The following is a 22319-nucleotide window of genomic DNA, read 5'->3' as shown; positions in this document are numbered from 1 at the left end:
CATACGCAGACTCATAGATTTACGCAACTTCGCCAATGTCCTTGACGTGCGCCGTGACGCTATGACAACTTGTCAATGCGTCGCGGCGGACAGTCCGCGACCCCGCCCGGCCACTTCCCGCGCCGCGCCCCTTCCTTCCCGGCTCCGCCCGTGTGCGGTCGCCGCCCCAGGCCCCAGCGGCCCCGCAGAAAGAGACCCCCATGCCTTCTTCCTCCGCCTCCCCCCGCCCCTACACCGACCTCGGGCCGTGGCCCACAGCCACCGACCCCGCGCCGCGCCTGGACGAGAAGGCCATGGACCGTGTCGCCGGCGTCATCCTCGGCGCGGCGTCGGGCGATGCGTTGGGCGTCCCGTACGAGTTCAAGCCCAGCATGAGCGACAGCCAGTTCCCGGAGATGAAGGGCGGCGGCCCCTTCAACTTCGCCCCCGGTGAGTACAGCGACGACACCCAGATGCACGTGTGCATCGCCGAGGTCGCCGCGACCGGCGCCGATCTGCGCACCCCGGAAGCACTGGACGCGATCGCCACGAACTTCCTCCGCTGGTACGGCGGCGGACCGGCCGACGTGGGCAACCAGACGCGCAGCGTCCTGAGCGCCACAGCGCGGGGCAAGGGGGACTCACCCTCCGAGGTGATGCTGACCGTCTCTCGCCGGTACGCGGCCGCCAACCCGAAGAGCAGCGCCGGGAACGGCTCGCTTATGAGGACCGGCGCCGTCGCGCTCGCCTACCTGGACGACGCGAACGCCATGGCCGAAGCCGCGAAGCTGGTCAGCGAGCTGACCCACGCCGACCCCGACTGCGCCGAGGCGTGCATCCTGTGGTGCTCCGGCATCAGGACCGCCGTCCTGACCGGCACCTTCGATGGCGTCCGCGAGGGCCTTGAGCTCCTGCCCGAGGCACGCCGGGGCGTGTGGGCGGCCCGCCTGGACGAGGCCGAGGCCCACCCCCCGCGCCACTTCCAGCGCAACGGCTGGGTGGTCGAAGCCCTCCAGGCCGCGTGGTCCGCCATCGTCCGCACGCCGGTGCCCGAGGACCAGCCGGGGCAGGGCCGCTTCGCCGCGCAGCACTTCCAGCTCGCGCTGGAGGCCGCCGTGCGCAGCGGCCGCGACACCGACACCGTCGCCGCCATCGCCGGTGCTCTGCTCGGCGCACGCTGGGGCTGCTCGGCCATCCCGCTGGCCTGGCAGCGAAAGGTCCACGGCTGGCCGTCCAACACCAGCGCCGACCTTGTCCGTCTCGCTGTGCTGACGGCCCGCGCCGGGCAGAGCGACCGCGACGGCTGGCCCTCCGCACCCCGGGTCACCACGCCGCTCTCCTCGGGCAAGGCGTTCTCCGTCCGGCACCCCCGCGACCCCGGGCTCTTCCTGGGCAACCTGGCCCTGACCGAGTACACCGGTCCCGCGCCGGTCGACGCGGTGGTCTCCCTATGCCGTGTCGGCTCCGACCCGATCCTGATCGGCGCCCATGTCGAGCACTCCCGGGTGTGGCTGGTCGACAAGTCCGGCGCGAACTCGCACCTCCACTTCACCCTCGACCAGGCCGCCCGCGAGGTCCTGCGGCTCCGGCAGGAGGGCAAGCGCGTCCTGCTCCACTGCGTGGCCGGACGCAGCCGCACCCCCGCCATCGCGGCCCTGTACAGCCACCTCGCCGACGGCGTGCCGCCCCTGGACGCGCTGCAAGAGGTCAACCGGGCACTCGGCACCTACTGGACGCTGCCGAACCACCCCGAAATGCTCGACGCGGTCTTCCAGCTGGCCGGTGAGGAGCCCCAGCGGGCCGCCTTCCGCCCGGCTCGGCGGTCGCGGTGGCGCGAGCTGATCCACCGTCGCTGAAACACAGTGCAGCTGAGCTGCGGAAACGGGGTGTGGCTCCCAGGGAAGATTCCCTGGGAGCCACACCCCGTTTCCATGCCCCGCCTTCCAGCGGTCAGCTCTTCTTCCGGTTCGTACGCCGCGTCCGGCCGGCACGCACCCGTCCCTGCCCCCTGCGGGAGTACACGTGCCGGGTGATCGTCTCCAGGTACCACATGTCCTCGAACACCTCGGGCCGCTTCCGGTCCCCCGGGGTCCGATCCGGTGGCTCCAGGTGGCCTTGCCGCTTGTAGTTCTGCGCCGTCGTCCGGGGCAGCGGCTCGCCCCGGGTCGCGTTGCCGAGGATCACCCCGTAGCCGCTGACGTCGTAGAGGTCCTTCGGGTCGCCCTCCGGAGGCGGGATGACGACCTTGGGGCCCTCGCCCTTGAACTCCGCCCAGACGTGCGCCCGGTGATCCTCAACCCAGGTGTCGACCTCGTGGGAACGCCACCGGCCGGGTTCCGCCTCGTCCGGGAAGCCCTCGACCTTGGTCCAGGTGTCCACCGTCGTCTCGGAGACCTTGTACCGCAGCGCCAGGCCGGACTTCCCCAGCAGCTCGACCTCTTCGGCAGCCTCCTCCGCTCCGGCCGCGCCGGCGGTCTCCGCCTGCGCGGCCGCAGGGGTGTCCGCCGCGGAGGCAACGGCCCGGCCGGGCCAGGACTGCGGCCGGCTGACCTTGACCCAGGCATCGACCTGCTCCGCGTCCCACTCCCCGTCAGCGACCGGGGCGGGAAAGTTCAGCAACCTCACCCAGGCGTCGACCGTCCGCACGCCCTCGCCGTAGGTCTCCCCGATCCCCGCGCGGGTCAGCCGCGCCGCAGGGGACTTGCTGGTGCTCATCACTCCACCGTCCTGTCGTGCCGAGTGCCGACCGCGGGGGCCGGAGCGGTGTCTGCCATCAGCGGGCTCCGCCGAGCTTGCCGGGACGGCGGATGAAGGTATAGGCGGTCGAGCGGTACCACTTGGGCTCGTCGACGGCCGGCTCCTGCCCGTCGCCCGGCATCCGGTCGGCCGGCGCCAGCAGCCCGCCGTACAGGTACGTCCGCATCGACGCCACGGTGGTGGCCTTGCCCCGCCCGCGCACCTTCCCGTCGAGCTTGCCGATCTCCTGCAGGGTGAACAGATCGGTGTCCGCGCCCGCCGGCAGCTTCAGATCGTCCCGCAGCGGCCCCGGAGCCTCGGCATCCCGTCGGAGAGCACGAGCCGCCGCTCCCAGGCGCCCGGGGCGGCGGATGAAGGTGTAGGCCGTCGAGCGGTACCACTTGCGCTCGTCAACGGCCGGCTCCTGCCCGTCGCCCGGCGTCCGGTCGGCCGGCGCCAGCAGCTTCTGCGACAGGTAGTTCTTCATGGTGCCGACGCTGGTGGCCTTGCCCCGCCCGCGGGCCTCGCCGTCGAGTTCGCCGATCTCCTGCAGGGTGAACAGGTCTGTGTCCGCACCCGCCGGCAGGTCCAGGTCGAGCAGGTCGCCGGTGTCGGCGCTCTGCTTCGGCGCGGCCGGCCGCTCGGCCGCTTCCCCCTTGGTCGCCCGGCGCGTGCGCCGCGGCCGGGTGATGTAGGCGTAAGCGGTCTCGCGGAACCACATCGGCTCGGTGACGGTCGGCTGGCCGCCGTCGTCCGGGGTGCGGTCAGCCGGCGCGAGGATCTTCTTGGACAGGTAGGTGCGCAGGGTGGTGACCGGAGTGGCGTCCCGCTTCAGGGCCCGACCCTCGAGCTCGCCGATGCGGCGCAGCGTCAGGAGATCACGAGGACCGCCCTTGGGCAGGTCGAACGGGTTCGTCTTGCCCTGTTGCGACTGCACCCACGTGCCGAAGTGGTGCTCGCGCAGCCACTCATCGACCTCGTCCTCGTCGTAGATCTGCTGTTCGCCCTGGCCGGCCGTGAAGAGGACCTCCGGGAAGCCTTCCTCCTGGGACCATTTGGCGCCCGACGTCCGGTCTACGTTGTACCGCTCCGCCATCCTGTCGAAGTTGGTGTGCTTGCGCTCGTAACCTGCGGGAATCATGATCGCTCCATCGGGCCAGCTGGGCCGGCGGTAGTACCGGACTGCCCACGGGGGCGACCGGGCTCTGTCTGTGGTCACGGCCGGCGGATCCGTCCGCCGGCAGCTCTTGTGCGCTGGCCGAGAGCCGCAGGGAGCGACCCCGCCAGCGACATTACCCAAACTCATAGACTTCCGCAATGTGACGGGGCGTGCTGTGTCCCCGCAGCACGGAACGCCGCGAGGGCGGGCCCAGCTGAGTGCTGGACCCGCCCTCGCGCCGGTGTCGGGCATCCGGTCACGTTGCCAGGCGGTATGCCTTCTCGGTCGTGCGCTGGCTTTTCTTCTCATCCAGGGCTCGCTGGCGGCTGGAGAATGTGTCCGCGCCCTGGAGCTTGAGAAGATGCGGAATCCGATTGGCTGGAATTCCGACGAGGGGTGAATCGCTGAGCACCGACAGGAGGTCGGACTCGGTCTGGTCGGAATATCCGGCGGCGATGAGCGCCTCCACATCGGGGAAGACGTCGGCATGCCTCTCGTTCTTGAGGTCGATGAGGTGATCCTCGCGTCCGCCGAGGCTGTAACACCAAAGGAAATTGTCGGGGGCGTCGCTCTCCACCAGCCGTCGGAACCGGGAAATTTCCTTGGTGTAGCAGTAGAAGCGAACGGTCGGCGCTCCCCTCATAATGCGCATCCATGCCGACAAGTAATCGTCCGAGAAAAAATCTCCGGAATCGTGCAAGCGAATCCACTTGCCGTCGTAGCGGGAGTGCGTCAACTCCTTCGCCATACGCTCCTCCCATTCCTTCGGAGAGTCCCGGCACAGCAGAAGATTGCGAATATGAGCGGCGCGGACGTTCTTGAACCTGTAGGCCCCGACTCGGGCGTAGCAAAGAGATGCGCACGCGCCGGCCTGGCTGCACACATTGAAATTCTTGCCGTCGGGAAGTTTGATGACGAAGGCCGGGAGAGTCCAGTTGAAGATACCCTCCTTGCGTAGCTGTGAATTCTGCGTGAGAAGCCTTTTCTCGGCAGGCTTCTTCTTTGCCGGGGCGGTTGCCAGCGTTGTGGTCATTTCATCGTCTCGCAGAGGTCGGGGGTGGTGGCTCGCTCGCCGGGGCAGTAGGGGTGCGGGGCGGTGCAGGCGTGCACGCCGAGCGCGGTGACCCCGCCCTCGGCGCGGGCCAGGACGGCGAAGCCCTTGGCCAGTGCGGTCCGGGACGAGCTCTGGTACCTGCCCCCGAACTGGAGGTCGTCGCCATGGGAGGCGATCTGCTCCAGAGCGTCGGAGCGGGCGCGGTCGATCTCGTCGGCAGTCGCGTTCCGCTGCTCCGCGATGAACATCGGGACCATGAACAGCAGCCAGTCGGCCAACCGCTTACGGAACCCGTCATCCGACGGCGCACCGGTCCGGGCCTTGGGGTCGAGAAGTACGAGGCCGAAGGGGCCGTGGGAGTCACCGGTCATCGCGGGCTCCCGGGTCGGCGCCGTGGCCTGACGGCTCGATGCCGAGGACGTCGACGAGCACGACATCGGTGACCCGGTCCAGCGTGGTGTCGGTGCACGCGGCGGACAGGACGCCCGGCTGGAGGTCTTCGACGTAGCTGCGGATCGCCGCGCGATCGGCGCTCGAACCTTCGGGCAGGCTGAGGAGGAGGGTGAGGTCGTAGAGGGCGGTCCGGGCCGCCTTCACATGCACAACGACGGTGGCAGGGGCAGAGGGGTTCACTGCTGCTCTCGCTTCTTGTGGAGGCGGGCGACGTCGGCTCGCTGCCGCGACGGGGACAGGTCAGCGCTCGCGGCCCGGACGGGTTCCACACCAGATGGGATGCGCCGGCGTAGGGGGTGCGGCGCGCCGTTCATGCAGGGTGCCCCCGGCTCGAAGAGCCGAGGGCACCTGGGACGTACTGGGGCACCGGGGGCGGTGCCGGGGGCGAGCCGGTCAGTCGCCGCGCACCGGGCAGTGGGCGCGGTGGACGGGCGAGGAGCGGAACTGCGGGGCCTCGCGCTGGTCCCGGGCGTGCATGAGCAAGTCGCCGAAGTCCGCCAGGGAGTCGATCGCGACGGAGGGGACCGGAGAGAGGCAGGCGTAGCACGGCGCGATCGCGCTGAAGGCCAGCCGGGCGGTCCCGGCTTCGTAGGCGGCGATGAAGAAGTAGCGCCGTCGGCCGTGCGAGAGCTGGACGCGGGCCGCGCGGTAGTGCTGCGCGCCGGGGAACAGCGGGTGGTTGGCGTCCTCGTACACGCTCAGCCGGGTGCTGTCGTCCAGCCCGAGCCGGTGGCGGAGCAGTGCGGCCACGCCCTCCAGTTCGGAGTCGGAGTCCGAGTCCAGGATCGTGGGCTCCGGGCCGGACGGGGTGCCGCATTCCAGGCCGGTCGCGCGGGCGATGGCGGCCCGGACAGCGGCGTCCTCTATCGCGTCCAGATCAGGGCTGATGGTTCCGGGCATGTCGTCTCCTCGACGGGGATCACGGAAGGGGGGCGAGGCCCGGACCGGCCGGGAGGGGGTGGCCTGGTCCGGGCCTCGTGGCCCCGCCGCCCGGGGGGAGTGGCGGAGGGGCGAGCCGCGCGAGGCGGCTCCTACGGAGTGGTTTTCGCTGTGAGGTGCTCTCCCGCCCTCACAGCAATGACTATACGCACACTCATGGAATTAAGCAATGCTCGGGGCTGTTGTTTCCGGCGGAACTGCCAGCGCTGGTCCGCACTCCAGGAGCCGGGCCGGGCCGTGCTCGGTGCCTCCGCGGGCCGGAGGCCACCGAGCACGGGGGTGCCGCGCAGGCTATGCAGCGAGCGAACCGACCCGGTCCAAGATCTCCTGCGCGCAGGCGAACGCTTCCCGCTTGTGCCCGTAGGAGGGAACCCTCAAGTGCATGCACTCGTGGGCGAGCACGCGATCGGCGTCCTCCCTCGTCGGCACCATGTTCAGGCTCATCACCATGAGCGGCGTCTCAAGGCGGGCGCCGGTCTCCCCCCGGTAGACCTGGGCAACGTAGTGGGGGTGGAAGGCCAGGCCGGTGACCTCGGCATACCAGGCCGTGTCGAAGGTGAGGGCGAACGGCCGCTCCGCCGCCTGGCGGAACAGCTCGGCACGCTCCCGGAGCCAACGCGTGTCCACCGGCAGCTGGGCCTCGCAGGGAGGGAGCCGGCTGAGCAGGGCCTCGTGCCGGGCGACGGTCAGCGGGTGACCGCGGTGGTAGGTCATCGTGACTCACCGCCCTCGCCGGCCGCGACGCGCTGTGCCAGGTGGAGCAGGTCCTCGGGGGCCATCCCGAAGTGGTCCGCCAGGCCGTCCAGAAGAGTCCCCTCCAGGACAAGGGGCGCCGGCCGAGATGCCTGGCCGGCCACCGAGGCGGCGTGGGCGGCCTCCACGGCATCGCGTTCCACTCCGAGGAGCGCGGCGAGACCCTCGGCCGCCTGCGGCGCCAGAGTCTTGGTGCGTCCCTGCTCGAGCATCGCGTACGCGCTGCGCTTGTGCCCAGCGGCCGTGGCCGCCTCCGGCTGGCTGGCGCCCGAGCGCTCGCGCAGCTCCCGCAGCGTCACGACGGTCGGCCGGCACAGGTCGGCGACCTGGCAGTCGAGGGCCTTGGCCAGGCGCAAGAGCGTGCCCGGATCCGGCAGACGCTCCTCGGCCTCGTACTGGTTCAGGACCGTCACGGTGACGGCGGCCTTGGAGGCCAGCTGGCTCGGTGTCAATCCACGCCCACCGCGGGCCAGCGCCAGGCGCCGGCCGTCGAAGCTGCTGACGCCGCGTCGCGTGGTCCGCATGCTGGTACCTCCTCCGTTCCTTCGGCGCCGGCCCGGGCGCCGGCGGAGCGCCGCCAGCGAGGTGCCGGCGGCGGGACCATCATGCCAAGACGCTCCGGGCCGGCCGGATGCCGTGGCCGCGGTCACGAGAACTGCCCGTGCCACGAGTCGGAGTCCAGGGCGTCGAGCTGTGCTTCCTCCTCGCGGGTGAGCCGGTCGGTGAAGCGGTCCCAGCGCTGCAGCTCGGCCAGGAGGTCGCCTTCGGCCGGCTGCACGATCGCGGTCTCGCCGGACCGCAGGAGCAGTGCGACGTCGCCGTTCTCCTCCAGGTGGGCCCGCGTCCAGCTCAGGCCCCGGCGCCGGGTCGCGCTGAGGTTGAACAGGTAGCCGAGTTCCGCGGACTCCGCGCCGCCGACCAGCGGCCGTATCCATATCAACTGCGGGTCGTCCTCGTCGACGCGGTGGTGACGGGCGAGGGCCTGCAGGAACACCTCGGTGCCCTCGTCGTCGAACACCCTCAGCTGCGCGCCGGCGTCGACCGGATCCCCGCTGCTGCTGTGACGGCCGGCGATGACATCAGCGAGCCGGGTCTGCCAGGTAGTGCTCATGTGGACATTCTCCTTCTGGGCGGGACGGGCCGATGGCCTCAGTGGTTGCTCTTGACGACGTCCTCGACGGGCTTGCCGCCGAGGTGGGTGATGCCGCGGGCCTTGAACGACTCCAGCAGCGCGGTGCGCTGGTGCGCGTAGTGGCAGACGATGCGGCTGGGCGCCTCCGCGCCCAACAAGTCGACGCCGTCGCGGAACATGATCTCGTTGTTGGACGCGCTGTGCGTGGCGATCTTCAGAGGGTCGCGGGTCAGTCCCGACGCCTTTTTCTTGTCCGGGCTGACCCCGTACTTGTCGCCGTTGTAGGCGTAGTAGTCGGACCGGCGCATCAGGACGGACGGGTCGTCCCAGATCAACTGGCCGCCGTAGCCCGACGCCGGGGTGTTCGAGACGCGGAGGAAGACGGAGTTCGCCCCGCCCGTGTACTTGTCGGCCTGCTCGGACATGCCGATCCCGCCGCCGATGCCCATGACCGCGCGCTTCTCCGTGGAGGCCAGCACCCCGGTGCCGAACAGGGCGACCATGTCGCCGCTGCCGATGCTGTGCGTCAGCGACCGGCCCTTGTACGCCTCCTTGATCTGCGCCGTCTTGCCCGTGACGTCGAACCGGGACCACGTCAGCCAGCCACCGGACGTCGCGGGCGTGGGGTCGTACCCGGCGCTGGCCGCCAGCGCGTCCCCGCTGTCGAAGCCGGTCGCCTTGGCGATGGCCTCCCTGAGCACCTTCACCTTCTTCGGCAGGACCTTCTGCGCGGCTTCCAGCTGGATGCGCTTGACCTGGTAGTGGAGCTCGTCCTCCCCCAGGCCGATCAGCGTCTCGGCTCGCTGGTGCACGATCTCCTGGACCTGCAGGTCCTCCAGCCCCTTGGCCTCTTCGAAGGCCGCCTTCATCCCGGGAGCGGCCGCCAGGTTCTGTGCGGTCACATTATTGGACAGATAGGTCCATTCACCCTCGGCGGCCGTCATCGGGGCGTTGACCAGGTGCAGTTGCTCTAGCCGGTCGACGAGCTGCTTGCCGTGGCCGGCGCCGACCGGGGCGTGGACCTCGAGCTGGCCACGCATCGAGAACTCGGTGCTGTGCGGGTCGTTGGCCGCGTACGGCCGGTACACCGCGCTCCAGCCGTCGCCCAGGTCGATCGCGTATTCCTTCCCGTTGGCCTTGTTGCGGCTCTTGCCGTCCCAGGACGACTCGCCGCTCTGCCCGTCGAGCGAGGCCTGGATGCGGCTGGCGGAGCGCAGTTGCGCGGTGAGCATTCCCGGCTCCGGCTCGTCCGCCGGCGCCGGTATCTGCTTGGTCACCATCTTGGTGACCGGCAGGCCGTGCGGATCGAAGTGCGCCATCGGCGCACCGCCGTTCTGGATCTTCTCGCCGACGGTGTTGACCTGGTCCAGGTAGTACTGGGCCATGGCCTTCTCGTCGTCCGTCAGGTTCGGCGAGGCAAGGACTGCGTTGACGGCGTCGAGGGCTTTCTGGTGCTTCTGGATCGAAGCCTCGGACATCGGGTCGCCGCCCTTGAGCTTGTGCTGAACCGAGGTCGTCGCCGCGGTCACCAGCTCGGCGAGCTGGGCCTTCTTGTCCAGCGCCAGCCGCTCCTTGGTCTCCTCCTCGACCTGGACGTTCACCATCTTGGTCCCCGACACGCTCAGCGCGTCGAGCAGCTTGCCCTCGGCCTCCTCACTGACGTGCGCGAGCAGCACCTCGCGGGGACCGTCGGGGGAGATGTAGGAGACCAGCGCCGCCTGCGAGTTGAGGAAGTCCTCGCCTCCGACCAGGATCGGCGTGCCGAGGGCTGCGCCGGCCACCGGAGCATCCGGAACGGGCGTCAGCGGCGGATCGGCGTCCTCCGGCTCCTCCTCCGGCTCGTCCTCGACCTCCTCCTCGAACGCGGGCCCGGCTCCGGCTGCGCCTTCGGCGTCCTCCTCGGCGGCGGGAGCGAGGTCGGCGCTCTCCTCCTCGGCCGGCTCGTGCGCGGCCTCGTGTTCATCAGCCTCGTCCACGGGACCGCCCGCGGCCTCCGGCTGCTGCTCCTCGGGCTCTGCGGCCGGCGGCATCTCACCGCCCGCCTGCCCGCCGAACACCGGCTCGCCGTCGGTTGTCCATGCACCGCCCTGCTCGGCGAGCGGCACATCGCTGGTGAAGTCGGGCATCAGCATCGACGCCAGCAGCGCCGGGTCAATCTCGCTCACCGGCTCGGGGCCGGTAGCCGAGAGGTTCGGCGCCGCCGGGGGTGCCTCGGTCGAAACGGTCGGGGAGACAGCGTAGGACTCGTGGCTGCTCTTCGAGTTGGTGCCCATCACTCAGCTCCGTGCTTCAGCGACGCCGCCTGCGGCATCTTCAGGTCCTTGACGAAGAACTCCGCGAACGCCTTGCGGAGGTTCTGCTTGCGCTCGACGGCGTGGTCGAGGAACGCCTCGGCGATCTGCTCGGTGCTGACCTTCGCGGCCGCGATGCCGTGCTTTTTGGCGGCCTGCTTGCGCATCGCGGGCACCCAGTGCACGCCGCTGCCGGCCTTCGCGCCCTCGTACGCGGTGGAGTGCAGCATGGAGCGCCACTGGCTGTCCGGGATCGCCTCGAAGTTCTTGATCACCGGCTGCACGACGGCGTGATTCACCTTGACGCCGTCGGCCAGGCCGCCGCCGAGCGCCGCGGAGTAGAGCTTCTGGTGGACCGGGTCGTACGACCCTCCGCCGGAGGGGGCGTAGCCGAGGGAGAGCTTGTCGCTGCCCCAGTGCTTGAACGCCTGCCCTCGGTCGATCTGCACCAGGCCGCCCGAGGCGGTCCGCAGCACGTTGGCCGGGTGGCCGTCGTGGTCGCCGACGATCCATGAGCCGACGTGGGAGCGCACGATCGAGTCGACGTCCGACTGCGACCACTTGTGCGGGTCGGAGGCGAAGTGACTGGCGCCCTTGAGCATCGGCTGGACACTGCCGACCTTGCCGCCCACTTCCTTGACATACACCGGGACCGCCGGGACACCGCCCAGCGAGAGCGCGTGGGAGGCGGCCGCCTCCGAGTGGGCGATCACCCCGCCGTTGTGGTCCGCCTTGAACAGCCAGCTGGAGCCGTCCGGCGCGGCGTGGAGGGACTTGCTGTAGGTGCCCCCGAGGTTGGCAGGCGTCCCGGCACCGAAGGCCCACGAGCCGACGACATCGGAGTCGATCCGGGCCGGCACGTCCTGAGCGGTGGCCTTGACCTGCTGGAGGCCGGCGATCAGCGCCTGGACCTTCCCGTTGAACGAACCCGGAGCGGCCGGCTTCTTCGGGGCCTTCGGGATCGGCTTCGCCGGTCCCGCCGCGGCGGCCTGAGCCAGCTTCTGCGCCTGCACGGGGCTGGCGCCCATCTTGATCGCGGCCTCGACCTTGCTCTCCTGGGTCAGACCGCCGGAACCCGCAGCACCCGCGGCGACCGCGGGCGGGGAGGACGCAGTGCCCGTGCTGCTCGCGAGCTTGGACTTGAGGGCGTTGACCGCCTCGTCGGAGGCGAGCGGAGACGCGGCCTTGGCGGCCGCGGCCGCCTGCTTCTTGGCCACCGTCGCCTGGACCTTCGCGTTGATCGCGTCCTTGTCCAGCGCGGGGTTGAAGCTGGCGGCGATGTACCCCTGGAGCTGGGCACGGTTGGCCTTGCCCGGGTCCGGCATCCCCAGTTCGCCGGCCACCGCACGCAGATCCCCGACCTTCTGGTTCTTCGCCCACGCGTTGAACTCGGTGGTCAGCGCCTTCGGGTCGACCTGGTGGGTGTTGAGGAGCGCGGGGTTGGCGAAACCGATGTCGACGGGAGACTGCAGGGTCTCGTGGATCCACCCCTGCGCCTCCTGCTGCAGCGTGTGCAGCTCGCCGCTGCTCTTCGCCCACGAGGCGACCTGGGCCGCGGCCTCGGGGCTGCCGGCCAGGTCGGGCAGCGTCAGCTCGGTGTGGATGTCCTGCTTGCCGCCCTGATGGACGTCCAGCGCGTTGTCGAGCGCCTTGAGCTGGTCCTTCCGCGCCTGAGCGGTCGCCTTCAGCGCCTCCTTCTCAGCCTCGGGCGTCCCCGTGCGCAGCAGCCCGACGAGCTCGACTGGCTTGAGGTGCTGGGCCTCGGTCAGGGACATGTCCCCCGACGCCAGCGCCTCCTGGACCAGCGGCATCACGGTCGACTGGTTGATCTTGGCGACCGCCAGGGGGTCGCCGGTCCACACCTGGATCTCGTTCTTCTTCGTCTCCAGGCCAGGGGTGTCGGGCGAGTGCGCGGTCAGGACCTGCTTCTCCGCGTCGAGGAGGTTCTTCAGCTTGTCGCTGTCCAGCACCCCCTTGGCGTAGGCCGCCTCGTGGCTCGCCTGGTTCCACGCGTCCACCGCGGCATTGAACTGATCCGGCGTCGCTGCCCACGTTCCGGCCGGCGCGTCGGGGGCGCCGCTGGTGCCCTCGATCTGCTGGAGGTCCGCCAGGGTCATCCCGCCGACGGTCTGCCCGGCGGCGAGCTGCGCGTACCGCGTCTGCGCGGCTGCCTGGATCTTCTGCTTGGACGGGATGTCGTCGTTGTAGTAGGGGTCGAGCCAGTGGACGAGGGGGTGCTGGCCCTTTCCGGACAGGCCGACCAGGGCAGGGTGTTCGAACCCCTTGGCGGCGGCGATCTGCTGCAGCTCTTCGGGGTCGAGCGCGGTGAGGTAGGCCAGGGACTGCGCACGCAGGGCGTCGAGCTGCGCCTTGACCTCCTCCTCGGAGGCGCCCTCCTCCTTCAGCTTCTCGATGGCCTCCCGAGCGGCCATGATCTGGTCGGCGAAGATGTCGTACCGCTCGACCGGGTCGTCGGGCAGCTCCGGGTAGTTGCCGGTCGCCACGCCGTTGCCGACGGCGAGAGCGTCCAGGTTGTCCATGGCGACCATCAGGTCGGTCGTCGCCTTGACGAGGCCGTCGCTGAGCTCGGGCTCCGCCGGCGCGGCGGCCAGGCCGAGCTCCTCACTCCCCTCGGCGGTCTCCGGAGCGCCGGCCGGTGCTATGGCGTAGGAGGAGTGGGAGCTCTTGGAGTTGGTGCCCATCACGCACCGGTCCGCGGGGGCAGCGCGGGGATGACCTCACCGAGCAGCTCGTCGAGGAGCAGATCGGCGGCGTGCCGCAGGTCCAGGGCGCCCTCGGGCAGGTCGGCCGCGGCGATCTGGCATGCGCCAGCCTCGGACTCCCACCGGGCGATCCGCTCGGGTGAGACTCCCTCGGCCAGCCGCTCGCGCCAGGGGTTGGCCTCGTCGTAGACCAGGGGCACCCAGACGACGTGCTGCGCCGGTTCGGCATCTTCGGCGGTGTCCAGCGCGAGGATGGCGACGGGGTCGACGGGCATCCCCAGGGCGGGGTGCCAGACCATCAGGATCCACAGCTTCCAGGTGGTCTCGGCGTCGGGCGTGGTGCTCTCCTGCTGCGGCTCGGGTGGTGTCGACATGACGGAAGCCCTCCTTTTTCGGGTTCGACGGATAGAGGTGTCGAACCCGGCCTCCGTGTGACCGAGACCCGGGGAGAGATCTCCACCCGCCGCAGGAAGCGCGACCGCCCGCCGACCGGGACCGGTCGGCGGGCGGGTTCGGGGGGCGGGCGCGGGGCGGCTGGATCACACGCCGGCCACCGCCCTGTGCCGGCCCGCGGGCTTCGAGGCGGTGTACAGGCGAGCAGCGGGGGAGGCCAGGCCGTGCAGCCGGGCCCGGTACAACAGCGCGATGGTCAGACCGTCGGTGATCTGGCCGTCGCGGACCATCCCTTCGGCCTCCTCGAACGTCAGGGCAATCGCCTTGCGGATGCCTTCGGCTGTGGCGAGTGCGCCGACCGAGGTGATGAGCGCGGCGAAGAGGCGGACCTCGTCGCCCAGGGCACCGGTGTCGGGGTGGACCCGGCCGAGGGCGAGCAGCTCGGGGGCGTGCGCTCCGATCTCCTCGCCCAGCTCCTTGGCCGCGGTGTCGGTCGAGGTCAGACCCGCCGCGCCGAACCCGCGGGGCGCTTCCAGATGCCAGGACCGGGTGGCATGCCGAAAGTGCTCGACGAGCACGACCGTCCCGTCGGGAAGCACCGGGAGGACAGCGGCACCGGGCTGATGGGAGGCGCTCATCGTGCGCAGGTAGGTCCCGGGCGCGCCGCCGGGGAAGGTCACGGCGTCGCAGAGCACGATCCGCCTGGTGTCCTGGTAGATGACACCTCCGGCGCGGGCGACAGCTTCGGGGGAGGTCTCGATGTCGATCCCGCCGGGGGTGTTCTTGAACCATTCGGGCCGGGCGGCCCTGAGAGCGTCGTACTTGTTCATCGTCGGTGTCCCTTCGGCTGGGGCGCGTGGCAGGGCATGCGGTCGTGGTGGCGCCCGGTGGAGCTGGCCTGCGGAAGCTCTGGGCGGGGATCGGCAATAGAGGTGCCGAGCGGGGCCTTCGTGTGACGGCCGTTCACCGCGGTGGCAGGAGTGAGGCCATGAACTGGACCGTGGAGGCGAAGGCGTCGCCCGGCCGGGCGTGGACGTCCTCACGGCCGTTCGCGGTCATGATCGCGCCGTGCAGCGCGTACTGGTGCGGATTCTGGCTGACCAGGGTCAGACGATTGCCGAAGAGGGAGACCACCTGGGCGATCCGGTCGATCCGCGACAGCCCGGTGAGGATGATCGGCATGTCCGCCGGCAGGTTCTCCGCCAGCCAGTACAGGCCGGGCAAAGCCCACGTGTCCCAGTTGGAGTTCTCCCTGACGGTCTGCAGGTTGACGGCGATCGCGGGCGGCGGAGCGTCCTCGATCCAGGAGGTGTAACGCTTCAGGTCCTCCAGCCGGAACCAGTAGATGTTCGGGACGGTCGGCACACCGGCGTCGGCCAGCTCCTGGGCGATCAGCAGGCATCGGCGCATGTTGAGCAGGTGCTCGGTCCGCGGCCAGTTGCCGTAGATCGAAAAGTTCGGGGCCAGCACCAGGTCCCAGCCTTGGGCGGCGATCTCCTCGATCAGGCCGTCACGCTTGCGGTACGTCCAGAGCGCCTCGACCAGCGGGTCCTCCCCGTAGCCGACGAGGACGGCCTTCTGCTCCCCGCGCAGAGCGAGGACCTCGCGGGCCTGCTTGCCGGCGAAACGGGGGTAGATCGAGTGCGTGTCGGGGGAGAACACGCGGCGGAGGCCAACCCCGTACGCGGGCCAGCGCAGGCTGGCGTCCAGCTGGGTGACGGCCGAGCCGTCGGTCATCGGGATGAAGGCCGGAAGCTCGGGCAGGGTGCCGTCGATGGTGATGTCGTCGAACGTGAGAGTTCCGCCCACATCGGCCATCCACTGGGCGATGTCCGTCCGCGATCCGCAGCGGATCGGGCAGCCGCCGCAGGCACCGGCGGGTGAACCCGCCTCAGTCGCGGCGCAGCCGCAGTACGAGCAGTCCGAGTTGGTGCCCGAGCAGAGCGGTTCGACGGTCGCCGGGCCGCCCCGTCCGTCCGGGCCGGCCCAGAACGCGCAGGCGCGGCAGTCGCATCCGCGGCCGGGCAGGGGCAGCGGCTGGCCGACTCGGGGCATCTGAAGGGAAACGGTGGTCATGCGGCGGTCTCGCTCTCTTGGGTCGTGGTGAGGTTGGCCGCGTCGGCCAGGTGCTGTTCGAGTTCGCGGAGGGCTAGGCGCAGCGACCCCCGGTCGTACCGGGCGACTTCACGTCCCGCGCGGACCTCGGCCAGCAGGCCGCGGAGTCCGTCGAGGGCGCTGCGGACCACCTGGGAGTCCGCAGCGGGAGCCGGTGGCGGAGCCGGTGGCGTGTCCTGTGCGGGGGGAGCGAGAACGGCGGCGACAGCTGGGCGCTCGACCTGGTCGGCGGGCCCCTGGGCGTCGTCCCCTCCGTCGGTCTCCGTGTCCGCGGGGTTGAGGGGCTCGGGGACGCGGGTGAGCGCGCGGCGGCGGCCTGCGTTTGCCCGCTCCAGACGGTCCTCCGCGGCCTCGATCACCTCGTCCGGCTCGAGCTCCGGTGCCGTCAGGCCGATGTCGACGGCACTGGGCAGCAGGTGCAGTCGGCTGCTGCCCTTCAGCGCCGCCCAGATATCGGCCGCCGCGCCCTCCCGCCCGCGGCGCAGCGCCGCGAACCTGATCCTGGTGTTGAGACGGACGGCCTCCTCGTCCATCTCCTCGGTCAGCTCCCGGGGCAGCTCCCGGAAGGCGCGAACGAGTTCGGTGGCCTTGCGCTCGGTGAGCTGGAGGCCGAGGCGGCCGAGGACCTCAGTCCAGGGAGCCGCGCAGCTCTGGTCCGTACCGCGGATCTTCTCCAACGCCTTGAAACGCTCGACGCTGTCGGTGATGGCGTAGACGTGGCCTGGGACGGGCTTGCCGGCCCGCAGCAGCTTGCCGACCAGCACGGCGCACCGCTGGTACATCAGGGCAGCGGCCTGCTCACCCGGCCGCAGAGGCTCCCGGGCGAAATTTTCCACAAATCTCCACATATGCCGCTCTTCGTCGCTGAGCGGGCCCGGGCACACGACGGCGGCCAGCGCCGCGAAGTGCGGGTTGTCCGGAAGGTTCTGAGCACCCCAGCGCATGGCCCGCAGGCGGCGCTCGCCGGTGACCAAGCGGATGGTCGGGGCGCGGCCGGCGACGGTGATCTCCTCTGCCAGGACGGGTTCGAGCATGCCCACGACCGACATCGACGAGATGAGGTCGGACAGCTCCTCCGGGGCGGTCACGTCGCCGGGCTTGCGCCCTTGGGGTTCGGTGAACGGACTGCCCGGTCCGCGCATCGGCAGCATCTCGAAGCGGCGCTGCCTCAGCTTGGTGCTGCGGTGCAGGATCTCGGTCAGCTGGATCATGCTGCCGCCCTCGGGCGGCGTGTCTTCCACCGTGGCGATGGTCATGAGCTGGTGTCCTTCGTGCGGTGGCGGCGCGGCCGTGTGGGCCGCGCCGGCTCACTGAGCGGTCTTGAGGTACAGGTCGGTCAGCGGAGGCCGCTGCTCGGGGGTGCCGCGCAGGAGCGGCGTGAAGATCGGCTCGAACGGGCCCCGCTCCTGCAAGAGCTGCAGGGTGGTCACGCCGATCGACAGCCGGCCGGCCAGACGCGAGAGCCGAGGATCCGCCCGGGTCAGGGTGTAGAGGTCTTCGGTCCGCGCGGCGAGCCGGGAGGCGAGCGTGGGCGAGGGCCTGCCGTCCAGGACCACGAGGAGCCGGGGGAAGACGGGGTAGGTGTACTGCCACGCCGGCCGGCTCGAAGCCGCCGACCGGCGGGCCCGGTCGGGGTGCTGCGGCACGTACTCGTGCATCCGGCCGTACGCCGCGATCTTGGCCGCCAGCCGGGCAGCGGTCATCGTGGCGCGGTCCAGCTCCAGGAACAGCGTCATCATCGCCCGCTGCCCCCGGCGCACATGCACGTAGCTGAGGACCGCATCGCTAATGACATGATCATCTTCGAAACGGCGCTGCCCATCCCGGATCCGGTGGGCGACCTCCGGTGTCCAGTCGAGGGGGCCGCACTCGTGCCCCAGCCGAGCCGCGTGCCGCGCGAAGGCGATGCCCGTCTCGTTGACCGCCAGGGTGTGCTGCTGCCGGGCACCAGCGACCGCCTCCGGCGTGATCCGGTAGGGCCGCGGGTGAAGCTCCCCGCCGTCCTCCACGGACTGCGCGCCCTCCTCGGTCAGGAACCACAGGTACGGCGGCTTGGTCGGGCGCCGCGTCTTGCGCTCCCCTTGCCCGGCCGCCTGGGGCTGGTGGCCGGCCCAGATGCGCTGGACCAGGCCGGCCGCCAGGAGGCCGCGGAGCTGACGGCGCAGGTAGGAGGCGCTCGCCGCCGGCAGCAGCAGCCGCTGCAGCTGATCGGTGGACATCACCCGGTGCTGGTACAGCACATGGAGTACCCGGGTGCCGATGGAGTGGAAGCTGGCGCGCTGCTCCGCGATCGGAGCGGGGGCTTCGCTGATCATGGTCATACGACCACCGACCCGCCGGCCGGGCCGCCGTCCTCGTCGTACGGCGGCTCTTCCTCGTCGTACGGCGGTTCCTCGTCGTGGGAGCCGCTGATCACAGTGCCCGGGTCCTTGCTGATCCGAACCCGCCCGCTCTCGGCCGCGTCCTCGGCCTGGGCAGGGGCGCCGTTGTCTGCGGCGCCCCCCTGATCGCGGGGCACGTCCTCGTCATCGTCCGGCTGCACCTCGATCGAGGTGAGGGCACGCATGATGCGGTTGTCGAGCCGACGGAGGTCGTCGAGGATGTCCCGGACCGGGCGCCGGCGCAGGTTCTGGTCGACGGACGCCGACAGCTTCGGCAGATCGTCGGGACGGTGGTAGTCCTCGTACAGCTCCTCGACGCTGGCGCCCCGTACCCGGAACGGGTCTGTGCGCCCGTCGCCCAGGGTCACCGACATCACGTAGTTGTACGGCCGCAGGGCGGTGATGGTGTCCGGATCGACCTTCTTGCCCCAGCGCCGGGTCACCAGCAGCGCCTCGTCGATGTCGCTGGCGGTCGTCGAGAGCACCGACAAGTTCTGCAGCAGCCCCTGCCTGGTCGTCGGGGTCAGACGCTGCGCCATCTGCGTCATCGCCAAGAGCTTGACCCGGAACTTCCTCAACTGCTCAGCAATCGCCGCCAACGTGCCCTTGCTCGCACCGTCGACCGCGGTGAGCTCGTCGATGAAGCAGTAGAAGTCCTTACGGTCCGCCACGGGTATGTCCCGGCGAGACAGGCCGGCCCGGAACAGGTCGTAGATCAGCAGGCACGAAACGATCCGGTCGGTGTCGCCCGTGCCCGACGGGCAGATGAAGACCACCTTGCCCTGGTCCATGGCGGTGCGGATGTCGTAGGTGGACAGCGACGAGCCGAGGAAGGCCTTCACGGCGTTGCTGCTGTCGAGGCGCTCGATGATGTTGGTGACGACCGGCGTCGCCTCGCCCGGGTACTTCTTGTAGGTCTTCTCCCAGAAGTCCCTCAGGTTCTTCGACAGGTAGGGGACGACCGCATCGCGCCACTCCTCGTCGGTGAGGATCGTGCGGATCTGGAAAATCGTCGGAGCGAGTTCGGGCTTTCCGGCCTTCGCGAGCAGCAGAGACAGCTCCACGAGCGACTCGACCGAGCGGGTGAGGATCGTCTTGGCGCGGCCCGCCGAGTCACTCCAGTTCAACGCGCTGGAGAAACCAGTGACTACGTACTGGACGATGTCGGGGATGTCCTCCTCTTTGCGGTTCTGCATCGACAGCGGGTTCCAGGACGCGACCATGGCGTTCATGTCGGGCGAGGTCAGGTCGATCTCCCAGATCCGCGGCGCGAGCTCACGGTGCGCGAGGTACGGGCGAGCCCTCTGCCAGCCGTCCCCATGCGGATCCAGAAACAGGATGCCGTGCCCGTTGTGGGCCAACGCGATCGCCTGGACCAGTGACATCTCCGTCTTGCCGTAGCCAGCCTTGCCGAGGAACAGAGCGAAGAGCAGGTAGCGCAGCGGGATGCCGGCCAGGCGCTCTCCGCCGCCGGGCCGGGAGACCCAGCCGAGCGGAAGCAGGTCGGGCTGGCCGGTCCACGAGGGCAGCCCCGGGTGAGGCGGCGGGACCACACCGCCGGAGCGCATCACGTTCGCCGCGGAATTGTGCTTGGTCGGGGGCTTCAGCAGCCCGGCGATCTCCTCACCGGTCACCCACCCGCGTCGGCGCGGGGCGAAGAGCCCCGTCTCAAAGCGCCGGTCGAAGTGCTGACGGTAGAAAACCGAGTCGGCGCGCAGCCGGGTGAGGCCGAGGTTCAGCCCGACAGGCCGCAGGTAGTTGTCGCCCGCCCAGCCCTCCAAGGCCGCGAGGAGCTGGTCCAGCAGAAGACGCGGTCGGTGCGGGTCGGTGGAGCAGGTGCGCAGGAGCAGCTGAAGGTCGAAGACCGGGTTGACGCCCGGGTGGAACTTCCCCATCGCGGCCTTCATGTCGGTCGTGTTGAGCATGCGCTGCGCCTGGGGGCGGTTGCCCGCGGAAGGACGCTGCGCCTGGGCGCCGCGCATCTCGGCGGCGATCTCCGAGCCGATCGAGGACAGCCGGTCGAGGCTGAAGCCGGAGCCGCCCCCACCCTGGCGCGGCATCCCGGGGATGGCGGGCATACCGTTCGTCGAGCGCCGGGCGGCGGCCAGCAGCCGGCTGCGCCGGCGGGCGACCTTGCCCGCGGCGACGGGGACCAGGTCCAGGACGAGGTCGGCTCGCTCCTGGAGGGAGGCACGGACATCGGCGACCGCGGCAGCCAGGGCCTCGAGCGGGTCGGGCTTCAGCGGGACGTCCCGCAGGGCCAGGTGGTCCGGCAGCGCCAGGGCCAGTTCGGCGCGCGCGACATAGAGTCGGCGCTCGGCGGCCGGCGGGGTGTTCTTGGACAGGCTCACGGCCGCGTCGGAGTCGGACGGCTTGCTCATGATCGTTTTCCTTCGTACGGGCGGTCAGGCGGCGGCGACGGTCGAGGTGCCGGTGCTGTCGTTGTGGACGCCGAGCTGGATCTTCGGGCGCTCGGGCTTGCTCTCCTGGCCGGTGACGGCGCGCAGCTCGCACTGGGCGTAGCCCTGGTGGCGCAGCACGGTCGTGGCGCGGGCGGGCCCCTCGACGCGCAGGGTCAGCGGGCCGCCGACGGACATCAGCCGCACCCGCATCGCGGTGCCGCGGGCCGGCAATGCCCAGCGGGAGGTGCTGCGCTGGGCCTGCGCGATCTGCTTCGCGAAGCGCAGGACGTCCTCGAGCGCCGGGTCGAAGCCGTTGGTGGGGAGCACCTCGAACGCGGTGCGGTTGCCCAGGGTGGAGCGGCTCATCAGCCGCTGCACCGAGCTGATGGCGACGGCTATGACGAGGGCGCAGATGGCGACCCACCACAGGTTGTTCATGGCCCAGTCCTGGGCCTGCTGGGCGAGTTCGGGGAGGTCACCGACGCCGGAGATGAGCTCGTCGATCACGTCGTTGGTCGTCATCGGCGCTCGGCTTGGCTGCTCGGCGGGGCGGTGTTCGGGTACTCGGGCATGGGACGGCTCCACGTGGCATCGGTCGGAGTTCGGCGGATGCACATAGAGGTGTTGAAGAGCCCCGGGGTGTGACAGCCCGCGGAAAGAAGTTCTGCGCTGCGCGGTGGGACAGCAGAGGAGCCGGGGTCCGCCTGTGCGGACCCCGGCTCCAGCGGAGGACTCAGCCGATGTGCCGCATCGCGATGATCTGCGGGGTCCAGTCGCTGAGCGGCTTGATCCGAACCGGCAACCCGGTCTTCGGAGCCTCAATCACCTCCGGCTCCCCCTTCGCGTTGAGCCCTATGTACATGCCGACGTGCTCGGGACCCGAGGGGCCGGGCCGGCTGAACAGAAGATCGCCGGGCCGGAGCTGGCTGACGCTCGCGACGGGCGACCCCTGACGAACCTGGTCGTAGGTGACTCGGGGAAGGTTCACGCCCGCGCTGCCCCAGGCGAACTGCATAAGAGAGGAGCAGTCACAGCCGTTGCTACGGCCGTGGTCGAAGGGCGGCTTACAGTTCCCGCCCCACTGGTACATCGTGTCGAGCGCGGTCTTGGCGGTGGCGATCGCCTGCGCGGCGCCGCCCGATCCCTGGGGCAAGGGAACGTTCCCGCCGCTGTCGAGGGCGGCCCACTTCCCGGCCAGGTCCCGGATCGCCTTGACGTAGTTGCGGGTCTCGGTGATCGGCGGGATGCCGCCGGCCTTCTGCACGGCGTAGGCGCCGGCGTTGTAGGCGGCGAGCATGTTGTCGGTCTTGTCACCGGCGACGTCCTTCACCTGGTCGGCGAGGTAGCAGTCGTAGGCGATCGCCGCAGGGATGGCGTCCTGGGGGTTCCAGACGTCCTTGACGCCGTCGCCGTTGCCGTCGACGCCGTGCTCGGCCCAGGTGGTGGGGATGAACTGCGCGATGCCGTCGGCGATCGGCTTCTTGACCTTCTCGCCCGTCTTGGGGTCCTCCACCCATTCGAAGGACTGGGCGGTCGGGTCGAAGCTGCTCTCGCTGTAGATCTGCGCGGCGATCAAGGACGCGGTCACCTCGGCGCACCCGTACTTCCCGATGTTGTTGAGGATGAGCGCCCTGTACTCGGCGGGCACGGGTGCGTTGTCCGCGATGCCGCCTCCGAAGCCGGCGTTCTCCATCCCGCCGCTGGTGTTGTCGCTTCCCATGGCCATCGCGACCGCGACGACCGCGGCGATGACGATGGTGATCAGGAGGGCGCCCAGGCTGGTCAGGGCGAACATGACCTTCTTCATCT

The 22319-nt window shown here is 70.4% G+C and carries 20 protein-coding genes; 1 reads left to right on the top strand and 19 read right to left on the bottom strand.

Annotated features, from left to right (window positions below; all coding sequences use genetic code 11):
- The first annotated feature begins 200 nt into the window (after window positions 1-200).
- Window positions 201-1835, top strand: a complete 1635-nt coding sequence (locus NBY69_RS30680; protein WP_250305157.1) for an ADP-ribosylglycohydrolase family protein — start codon at window positions 201-203, stop codon at window positions 1833-1835.
- A 94-nt stretch (window positions 1836-1929) separates the two neighbouring features.
- On the opposite strand, the gene NBY69_RS37445 is transcribed toward NBY69_RS30680, so the two are convergent.
- From NBY69_RS37445 to NBY69_RS37440, 19 genes are all read right to left on the bottom strand, one after another.
- Entirely contained in the window at window positions 1930-2694 is a 765-nt protein-coding gene (locus NBY69_RS37445) for a hypothetical protein (protein WP_284349743.1), read from the bottom strand.
- 58 nt (window positions 2695-2752) lie between these two features.
- Window positions 2753-3856, bottom strand: a complete 1104-nt coding sequence (locus tag NBY69_RS30670) for a hypothetical protein (RefSeq protein WP_250305156.1) — start codon at window positions 3854-3856, stop codon at window positions 2753-2755.
- A gap of 274 nt (window positions 3857-4130) precedes the next feature.
- On the bottom strand, window positions 4131-4907 hold the full coding sequence (locus tag NBY69_RS30665; protein ID WP_250305155.1) for a GP88 family protein: 777 nt from the start codon (window positions 4905-4907) through the stop codon (window positions 4131-4133).
- The gene (locus tag NBY69_RS30660) at window positions 4904-5299 is read right to left on the bottom strand and encodes a hypothetical protein (protein WP_250305154.1); all 396 of its coding nucleotides are present in this window, start codon (window positions 5297-5299) and stop codon (window positions 4904-4906) included. The genes NBY69_RS30665 and NBY69_RS30660 overlap by 4 nt, the downstream gene beginning before the upstream one ends.
- Window positions 5289-5561, bottom strand: a complete 273-nt coding sequence (locus NBY69_RS30655) for a hypothetical protein (protein ID WP_250305153.1) — start codon at window positions 5559-5561, stop codon at window positions 5289-5291. The genes NBY69_RS30660 and NBY69_RS30655 overlap by 11 nt, the downstream gene beginning before the upstream one ends.
- A gap of 213 nt (window positions 5562-5774) precedes the next feature.
- The gene (locus tag NBY69_RS30650; protein ID WP_250305152.1) at window positions 5775-6281 is read right to left on the bottom strand and encodes a hypothetical protein; all 507 of its coding nucleotides are present in this window, start codon (window positions 6279-6281) and stop codon (window positions 5775-5777) included.
- Between the two features lie 330 nt (window positions 6282-6611).
- Window positions 6612-7034, bottom strand: a complete 423-nt coding sequence (locus NBY69_RS30645; RefSeq protein ID WP_250305151.1) for a hypothetical protein — start codon at window positions 7032-7034, stop codon at window positions 6612-6614.
- Entirely contained in the window at window positions 7031-7597 is a 567-nt protein-coding gene (locus tag NBY69_RS30640) for a helix-turn-helix transcriptional regulator (RefSeq protein WP_250305150.1), read from the bottom strand. Before NBY69_RS30640 ends, NBY69_RS30645 begins: the two co-directional genes overlap by 4 nt.
- 122 nt (window positions 7598-7719) lie before the next feature.
- Window positions 7720-8184, bottom strand: coding sequence for a hypothetical protein (locus tag NBY69_RS30635; RefSeq protein WP_250305149.1), 465 nt, complete (start codon window positions 8182-8184; stop codon window positions 7720-7722).
- A gap of 38 nt (window positions 8185-8222) precedes the next feature.
- Window positions 8223-10478: a hypothetical protein gene (locus NBY69_RS30630; protein ID WP_250305148.1), complete on the bottom strand. Its 2256-nt coding sequence runs from the start codon at window positions 10476-10478 to the stop codon at window positions 8223-8225.
- A complete protein-coding gene (locus NBY69_RS30625) occupies window positions 10478-13198 on the bottom strand; it encodes a hypothetical protein (protein ID WP_250305147.1) in 2721 nt (906 codons plus the stop codon). Before NBY69_RS30625 ends, NBY69_RS30630 begins: the two co-directional genes overlap by 1 nt.
- The gene (locus NBY69_RS30620) at window positions 13198-13593 is read right to left on the bottom strand and encodes a hypothetical protein (protein WP_250305146.1); all 396 of its coding nucleotides are present in this window, start codon (window positions 13591-13593) and stop codon (window positions 13198-13200) included. The genes NBY69_RS30625 and NBY69_RS30620 overlap by 1 nt, the downstream gene beginning before the upstream one ends.
- Before the next feature lie 165 nt (window positions 13594-13758).
- Window positions 13759-14442 carry an NUDIX hydrolase gene (locus tag NBY69_RS30615; protein ID WP_250305145.1) on the bottom strand — a complete coding sequence of 228 codons (684 nt, stop codon included), beginning with the start codon at window positions 14440-14442 and terminating at the stop codon, window positions 13759-13761.
- Window positions 14443-14575: 133 nt separating this feature from the next.
- A complete protein-coding gene (locus NBY69_RS30610; RefSeq protein ID WP_250305144.1) occupies window positions 14576-15688 on the bottom strand; it encodes a DUF4417 domain-containing protein in 1113 nt (370 codons plus the stop codon).
- The gene (locus NBY69_RS30605; RefSeq protein ID WP_250305143.1) at window positions 15685-16983 is read right to left on the bottom strand and encodes a ParB N-terminal domain-containing protein; all 1299 of its coding nucleotides are present in this window, start codon (window positions 16981-16983) and stop codon (window positions 15685-15687) included. The genes NBY69_RS30610 and NBY69_RS30605 overlap by 4 nt, the downstream gene beginning before the upstream one ends.
- Before the next feature lie 51 nt (window positions 16984-17034).
- On the bottom strand, window positions 17035-18048 hold the full coding sequence (locus NBY69_RS30600; RefSeq protein ID WP_250305142.1) for a replication-relaxation family protein: 1014 nt from the start codon (window positions 18046-18048) through the stop codon (window positions 17035-17037).
- Window positions 18045-20489 carry an ATP/GTP-binding protein gene (locus tag NBY69_RS30595; RefSeq protein ID WP_250305141.1) on the bottom strand — a complete coding sequence of 815 codons (2445 nt, stop codon included), beginning with the start codon at window positions 20487-20489 and terminating at the stop codon, window positions 18045-18047. Before NBY69_RS30595 ends, NBY69_RS30600 begins: the two co-directional genes overlap by 4 nt.
- A gap of 24 nt (window positions 20490-20513) precedes the next feature.
- Window positions 20514-21032 (bottom strand): hypothetical protein, encoded by a 519-nt coding sequence (locus NBY69_RS30590; protein ID WP_250305140.1) that lies wholly within the window; start codon window positions 21030-21032, stop codon window positions 20514-20516.
- Between the two features lie 211 nt (window positions 21033-21243).
- Window positions 21244-22317 (bottom strand): bifunctional lytic transglycosylase/C40 family peptidase, encoded by a 1074-nt coding sequence (locus NBY69_RS37440; RefSeq protein WP_284349733.1) that lies wholly within the window; start codon window positions 22315-22317, stop codon window positions 21244-21246.
- Window positions 22318-22319 lie beyond the last annotated feature (2 nt).

The sequence above is a fragment of the Streptomyces sp. A 4/2 genome (assembly GCF_940670765.1).
Classification (GTDB): Bacteria; Actinomycetota; Actinomycetes; order Streptomycetales; family Streptomycetaceae; genus Streptomyces.
This window is presented reverse-complemented; position numbering and strand designations above follow the sequence as displayed.

What these genes read in the sequence shown, in the direction of transcription:
- NBY69_RS30680 (WP_250305157.1), top strand. Translation starts at nt 201, where the DNA reads ATGCCTTCTTCCTCCGCCTCCCCCCGCCCCTACACCGACCTCGGGCCG.
- NBY69_RS37445 (WP_284349743.1), bottom strand. Translation starts at nt 2,694, where the DNA reads ATGAGCACCAGCAAGTCCCCTGCGGCGCGGCTGACCCGCGCGGGGATC.
- NBY69_RS30670 (WP_250305156.1), bottom strand. Translation starts at nt 3,856, where the DNA reads ATGATTCCCGCAGGTTACGAGCGCAAGCACACCAACTTCGACAGGATG.
- NBY69_RS30665 (WP_250305155.1), bottom strand. Translation starts at nt 4,907, where the DNA reads ATGACCACAACGCTGGCAACCGCCCCGGCAAAGAAGAAGCCTGCCGAG.
- NBY69_RS30660 (WP_250305154.1), bottom strand. Translation starts at nt 5,299, where the DNA reads ATGACCGGTGACTCCCACGGCCCCTTCGGCCTCGTACTTCTCGACCCC.
- NBY69_RS30650 (WP_250305152.1), bottom strand. Translation starts at nt 6,281, where the DNA reads ATGCCCGGAACCATCAGCCCTGATCTGGACGCGATAGAGGACGCCGCT.
- NBY69_RS30645 (WP_250305151.1), bottom strand. Translation starts at nt 7,034, where the DNA reads ATGACCTACCACCGCGGTCACCCGCTGACCGTCGCCCGGCACGAGGCC.
- NBY69_RS30640 (WP_250305150.1), bottom strand. Translation starts at nt 7,597, where the DNA reads ATGCGGACCACGCGACGCGGCGTCAGCAGCTTCGACGGCCGGCGCCTG.
- NBY69_RS30635 (WP_250305149.1), bottom strand. Translation starts at nt 8,184, where the DNA reads ATGAGCACTACCTGGCAGACCCGGCTCGCTGATGTCATCGCCGGCCGT.
- NBY69_RS30630 (WP_250305148.1), bottom strand. Translation starts at nt 10,478, where the DNA reads ATGGGCACCAACTCGAAGAGCAGCCACGAGTCCTACGCTGTCTCCCCG.
- NBY69_RS30625 (WP_250305147.1), bottom strand. Translation starts at nt 13,198, where the DNA reads ATGGGCACCAACTCCAAGAGCTCCCACTCCTCCTACGCCATAGCACCG.
- NBY69_RS30620 (WP_250305146.1), bottom strand. Translation starts at nt 13,593, where the DNA reads ATGTCGACACCACCCGAGCCGCAGCAGGAGAGCACCACGCCCGACGCC.
- NBY69_RS30615 (WP_250305145.1), bottom strand. Translation starts at nt 14,442, where the DNA reads ATGAACAAGTACGACGCTCTCAGGGCCGCCCGGCCCGAATGGTTCAAG.
- NBY69_RS30610 (WP_250305144.1), bottom strand. Translation starts at nt 15,688, where the DNA reads ATGACCACCGTTTCCCTTCAGATGCCCCGAGTCGGCCAGCCGCTGCCC.
- NBY69_RS30605 (WP_250305143.1), bottom strand. Translation starts at nt 16,983, where the DNA reads ATGACCATCGCCACGGTGGAAGACACGCCGCCCGAGGGCGGCAGCATG.
- NBY69_RS30600 (WP_250305142.1), bottom strand. Translation starts at nt 18,048, where the DNA reads ATGACCATGATCAGCGAAGCCCCCGCTCCGATCGCGGAGCAGCGCGCC.
- NBY69_RS30595 (WP_250305141.1), bottom strand. Translation starts at nt 20,489, where the DNA reads ATGAGCAAGCCGTCCGACTCCGACGCGGCCGTGAGCCTGTCCAAGAAC.
- NBY69_RS30590 (WP_250305140.1), bottom strand. Translation starts at nt 21,032, where the DNA reads ATGACGACCAACGACGTGATCGACGAGCTCATCTCCGGCGTCGGTGAC.
- NBY69_RS37440 (WP_284349733.1), bottom strand. Translation starts at nt 22,317, where the DNA reads ATGAAGAAGGTCATGTTCGCCCTGACCAGCCTGGGCGCCCTCCTGATC.